Source organism: Acinetobacter sp. UBA5934, assembly GCF_002430855.1.
Taxonomy (GTDB): Bacteria; Pseudomonadota; Gammaproteobacteria; order Pseudomonadales; family Moraxellaceae; genus Acinetobacter.
This window is the reverse complement of the sequence record NZ_DJDC01000169.1, coordinates 5,691-11,047: the sequence shown is the minus strand read 5'-3', so window position 1 is coordinate 11,047 and position 5,357 is coordinate 5,691. Positions and strand designations below refer to the sequence as shown.

Below are 5,357 nucleotides of genomic sequence, written 5' to 3'. Positions count from 1 at the left end.
ATCAAATAATCATAGTTTGCCAATGAAATAGGGGGTATTATGATTGAAGGATTACTGGTTTATTGTGCAAATATGATGATATTTGATACCCGATCAGGGATAGGAAATAACAATGAAAGTGTTTGAGGGATAGATATGTTATTTAATGATTTCACGACAAATATTAATCCACATCAAGCCTATCGGATAAAAAAATTAAAAAGCCAGCTCGCTACGGCGGAAACTTATGAAGAATGGAAAAATATCGCACTAAAAATAGATGAAGAATCCGGTGCTCAAGAATGGAAATTTGATAACTGTTCACCTTATTTTGATGCTGAAATTATTTCTGAACGCTTAAGCAGGTTAAAACGTTACCGTTTTCAGAAGCGTACCGAAGATCTCATGTACATATTACGTGAAGGTTTAAGCTACGATATTGCAAATATTGCTCATCCCATGCTTTTTAATGCCACCTATGTGGGCACTAAAAAAATCATTGAAGATTATGTGGAAGAAGTCAGTGAAAGCCTGGCTTACATTGCTTCGAGCGACTGTAATTGTCTGTGTGTGGCAAAAAAAATAGAGTTCTTTCAGCAGTGTAAAAAAGCTTATGGCCAGCCTGCGATCATGTTTTCAGGTGGGGCAACCTTGGGATTGTTTCATACTGGGGTATGTAAAGCGCTGCTTGAACAGGATTTAATGCCAAAAGTATTATCTGGTTCGAGTGCAGGGGCGATTATGACCACCATGCTTGGCACTTCAAAACCTTCAGACATTACCGGTCTTTTAAATGGGGAAAACTTTTTTACTGAAGCTTTTCATTTTCGTAAATTTGGCGAAATTTTAAAAGGCAATGGTGGTTTTGCCGACGTAAAATACCTGAAAAAATTTCTGATAGAAAATTTGGGTGATGTGACTTTTGAAGAAGCTTTTAAAACTTCCGGACTGCATATTAATGTTGCTGTAGCCCCATATGATACCTCGCAGCAAGCACGCATCATGAATACCTATACTTCACCAGACTTACTGGTCTGGAGTGCAGTACTGGCATCCTGTGCTGTACCTATCTTATTTCCGCCAGTTAAACTGACCAGTAAGCGTTACGATGGTAAATTGACACCTTATATGTCCAATACCCGCTGGGTGGATGGCAGTGTGCGGAGTGATTTCCCTCAGGAAAAAATGGCACGACTGTATAATTTAAATTACACCATTGCCAGTCAGGTGAATCCACATATTGTTCCTTTCATGCAAAGTGATGCAGAACGCTACCGTCGAGATGTGATGAGCTGGCCAGAGCGCATTGTACGCCGTCAGGGCAAAGTCATTACCAAGGGAATTATGGATTTTGCGCGTGGCCGAGTCGGAATGCTTCCTCCTGTACGCCGTTTGCTCGATCATGGTTATGGGGTGATTGATCAGGGCTATTATGGTGATTTGAACATCGTGGGCGATTATAGCTTACGCCATTATAGCTATATGTTTCAGAACCCACGTCCATATTTGTTCAAGTTATTGCAAAGAGAAGGCGAGCGCGCAACATGGCCGAAAATATCTTCGATTGAAACGCATGCTCGTGTCGGTAAAACCATCCAGCACTGTTTGGAGCTTTTAAATTATCAACATAATCCAGAGCAAAAAACCGCAGAATTTATTGCAGTTTAGGGATGTAGATTTTTCTAACATCTGTTTAATGTCTAAGACCAAGCCCAAAAGTTTAACTTTTGGGCGTTGTTTATATAGCTTTGAATACCAGCAGCAACGCTATTGGTTAAAAACCCAGACTTTCAATATCCATCCCAGCGTTGAAGCGGGATTCTTGAATGAACTGGATTTTTATCAGCAGTTTTTAGATCAAGCCAATTCTTCCAAATGCATGCCTGAATTTTTATTGCCGTTTCAAGTGATTTCCGATCTTAAACACCTGACGGGATTACAAGAGCCGGGCAACGCGGCATTAATTCTAAGCGATGCAAACGTATTGCTCGGTAATAGTGCTGAGATGTCATTGCAACAGATCAAACAGACTTTATTAAAGCTTTTAGATGCTGTGGATCAATTACATCGGTCGGGCTGGATTCATGGCGATTTAAAACGGGAGCATTTGGTTGAATATCAAAATCGTGCATGTTTGATTGATTTTGAACAGGCGCAAAAAATTAGTTCATCGCAAAAGCTGAAAATTCTTACTGCAACACCACGTTATATGGCACCCGAACTTTTTCAGGGTGCACATAAAACCGTACAAACGGATATTTATGCTTTAGGCATTGTTCTGTATGAATGGCTCGGTGCACAGCGTTTGAGTGCCAGAAATTACCAAGATTGGGCTTATTTACATTGCCAGCAGTTAAATATTGAACTGCCACAACATTTTTCGCTATTTGAGCCTTGTTTAAGAGGAATGTTAGCCAAGAAAAAACAACAGAGATTTAATGATATTTGCACGATAAAACAGACCTTAATCACTGAAATTGTTTAAGAAAAATACAGAAAAACAGTTTTTGTTTTTTATTTAAACAAACAAGTGGATTTTTCATAAAAAGGTCTTGTCATGAGTAATCGATCTCTATAATATACACAGCCATTGGGGACGTGGCGAAATTGGTAGACGCACTGGATTTAGGTTCCAGCGCCGCAAGGTGTGAGAGTTCGAGTCTCTCCGTCCCCACCACTTAAATGTCAACTTAGCTTGATAATTAAGTAACAGAGGATTGGTGTAATGGTAGCATGACGGTCTCCAAAACCGTTCGTCAAGGTTCGAATCCTTGATCCTCTGCCAAGTTTTAAAAAATCCAACAACTTAGTTGGTACCCTGATGGGGACGTGGCGAAATTGGTAGACGCACTGGATTTAGGTTCCAGCGCCGCAAGGTGTGAGAGTTCGAGTCTCTCCGTCCCCACCATCATATTAAGGCAAGGTAAATAACCTTGCTTTTTTGTTGTACGAAATCCAGCATTGAGTTGGTGCCCTGATGGGGATATGGCGGAATTGGTAGACGCACTGTGTTCAGGTCGCAGCGCCTTCTGGGCGTGAGAGTTCGAGTCTCTCTATCCCCACCATCAGATTAGAGTAAGGTCAATAGCCTTTCTTTTTTGTTGTAAAAAAATCCAGCACGAAGTTGGTACTCGAATGGGGACGTGGCGAAATTGGTAGACGCACTGGATTTAGGTTCCAGCGCCGCAAGGTGTGAGAGTTCGAGTCTCTCCGTCCCCACCATATTAAAGCAAGGTATATGACCTTGCTTTTTTTATTGCCTATACAAAAGTAAATATAAATAAAAAGCCCAAAACTGGGCTTTTAATAAAATTTGAATCCGTTATTGTTTTTATCTCGATCCACAAGTGAAAAAAGTCTTTTAAGCTTTTAAATGATCTTCAAATTCTTCACCAAGCTGCATGGCAAGTGCATTACCTGCTAAATCACAAGTGACCAAACCATATTCTTTTTTAAAGCTAAAGGTAAAGCCACGATTATCCGTCAATGATTTTACCGAATAGCCCAATTTTTCTAACCAGATACGAAATGCAATTAAATTTTTTGCCTTAACAACTTTTTTCACGAGAGAACTCCTTGTGTATATTTGGATACGAACTGCTGTTATATAATTAATAGGGATGCAGCTATTTTTTTAAAGGGTAGCTTGAGCAGGTTTTTTATAAAATAATTTTTTTGTATTTTTTTTATGCAAAAAATGAATAAATAATAATTAAACTGCGAATAAAAATTACTCTAGTATTGAATAAAATGTTTTTATATCAAATTGATTTAAAAATATTTAATTCTAAATAATTCAATTCTTTTGAAACGGAAATATTTAAACACAATTTCCCGTGTGGTCTAAATTTTTTATCTATAAGTGATTTTTTTTGCGATGAATAAGAAATATTCGGCTGAAGCAATAAATCAATCTCATATGATTAATAACGCAATTGCCGCCCAAAAATAACGGTGCTTCTGATTTTAAAAAACGATAAAATATATTGCACTGTACCGAGGAATTTTTTAAATTCTGGCGGGTGTTGAATATTGATTAAGATGATGACTAAATTGCCATGACTACCGATACCATAGAACAGAACGTACTCAAGCAAATTCAACAGATGCAGCAACAAGGCGCAGAACCTGTTGCTGTCATGCTGGGTCATGAAGACTGGTTAATTTTCGCAGAGCAATCCAAAGTGTCCTATACACCTTTTGGTAGCGCGCGCCGTTATCAACCTGCTTTGGGTGGTTTGCTGCTGGTTCGTGTCGATGAAATGAATACCACCAAAGTGGTCACCCAAGCAGAATTGGATGCTTATGCTCAGAACCATCAGCTTCTATAAATATTTCATATGATACATAAATTAAAACTGATCTTTTAATTGCCGCAAGCGCTGGAATTCTTCGACGCTATCGGCTCTTAAAAATGGATTGGTTTCCAGTTCCAGCTCAATGCTGCTGGGCAAGGTACATTGACCCAGCATACGCTGTGCTTCCACCTGTTCAAAACGCTGCTGAATCGCAAGGTTATCCGGTTCTACATGTAAAGCAAACTTGGCATTGGCCAGCGTGTATTCATGGGTACAGTAGACTTTGGTGCGTGCCGGTAAAGCCGCGAGGCGATTCAGTGAATGGTACATTTGCTCATAGGTACCTTCAAAAACACGACCGCAGCCCATGGCAAACAGTGTGTCGCCACAGAAAAGCACATCTAGTGCATCAATAAAATAAACAATATGTCCCAAGGTATGGCCGGGTACAGCAATAATCTCAATATTTAAACCGTGAAAACTGATCTGTGCATCATGTTGCAAAGGATGACTGATAAAAGGAACCTTGCTCAATTCTTCCCGTGGGCCATAAACGGGGATATGACGATTTTGTAAAAGCTCAGGTACACCGCCAGTATGGTCTTTATGCCAATGCGTCAGCCAAATCTGACTCAGTTTTAAACCTTTTTCAGTACAAAAGGTTTCGACCAGATCTGCTTCAGTCGGATCAATTGCCACTACTTCCTTGGTTGGGATATGTTCTAATAACCAGATATAGTTTTGTAATTGATTTTTGACATCAATCATATGGATTTGAAAATTCATAAGATACAGAGCGATAAAAGAGATATGAATAAACTAGCCTTAAAATCAGGTTTTTTCTAGTGGCAGATCGCAACACAATGCTGCAATGTCTATCCATAAAGTAGATGATATTTCAAAAGATTTAAAAGCACGCGTAGCGATAAGCTTTTATTTATAGATACATGAGATGAACTAAATATTTCTATTATAAAGATGCTGCTTTGAAATTCAGGCATTGGCAAAGATTAGTCATAAAATTGGGGAATAAATATGAAAATGTATCAGCTGGATGCCTTCACGACAGAGCTGTTTATG

5 protein-coding genes and 5 tRNA genes are annotated in these 5,357 nt (G+C 39.1%); 8 read left to right on the top strand and 2 right to left on the bottom strand.

The features are described from left to right. Positions 1–135 precede the first annotated feature (135 nt). The 7 genes from B2Y23_RS12355 (at position 136) to B2Y23_RS12325 (ending at position 3,201) form a co-directional block, all read left to right on the top strand. Positions 136–1,647, top strand: coding sequence for a DUF3336 domain-containing protein (locus B2Y23_RS12355; RefSeq protein ID WP_291352240.1), 1,512 nt, complete (start codon positions 136–138; stop codon positions 1,645–1,647). Positions 1,648–1,675: 28 nt separating this feature from the next. Further along, positions 1,676–2,464 carry a protein kinase domain-containing protein gene (locus B2Y23_RS12350; protein WP_291352239.1) on the top strand — a complete coding sequence of 263 codons (789 nt, stop codon included), beginning with the start codon at positions 1,676–1,678 and terminating at the stop codon, positions 2,462–2,464. A 107-nt stretch (positions 2,465–2,571) separates the two neighbouring features. Then, positions 2,572–2,656 (top strand) — tRNA-Leu (locus B2Y23_RS12345). 34 nt (positions 2,657–2,690) lie between these two features. Beyond that, positions 2,691–2,764, top strand: a tRNA-Trp gene (locus B2Y23_RS12340). 38 nt (positions 2,765–2,802) lie between these two features. After that, positions 2,803–2,887 (top strand) — tRNA-Leu (locus tag B2Y23_RS12335). A gap of 71 nt (positions 2,888–2,958) precedes the next feature. After that, positions 2,959–3,044: transfer RNA gene (locus B2Y23_RS12330), tRNA-Leu, on the top strand. Between the two features lie 72 nt (positions 3,045–3,116). Next, positions 3,117–3,201, top strand: a tRNA-Leu gene (locus B2Y23_RS12325). Positions 3,202–3,340: 139 nt separating this feature from the next. On the opposite strand, the gene B2Y23_RS12320 is transcribed toward B2Y23_RS12325, so the two are convergent. Beyond that, positions 3,341–3,544 carry a hypothetical protein gene (locus tag B2Y23_RS12320; RefSeq protein ID WP_086176023.1) on the bottom strand — a complete coding sequence of 68 codons (204 nt, stop codon included), beginning with the start codon at positions 3,542–3,544 and terminating at the stop codon, positions 3,341–3,343. Between the two features lie 493 nt (positions 3,545–4,037). On the opposite strand from B2Y23_RS12320, the gene B2Y23_RS12315 reads away from it, so the two are divergent. Further along, a complete protein-coding gene (locus tag B2Y23_RS12315) occupies positions 4,038–4,310 on the top strand; it encodes a hypothetical protein (protein WP_291352235.1) in 273 nt (90 codons plus the stop codon). A 21-nt stretch (positions 4,311–4,331) separates the two neighbouring features. Here B2Y23_RS12315 and gloB read toward each other — a convergent pair whose 3' ends face one another. Next, positions 4,332–5,063, bottom strand: coding sequence for a hydroxyacylglutathione hydrolase (gene gloB, locus B2Y23_RS12310; protein WP_291352233.1), 732 nt, complete (start codon positions 5,061–5,063; stop codon positions 4,332–4,334). Between the last annotated feature and the right edge of the window lie 294 nt (positions 5,064–5,357).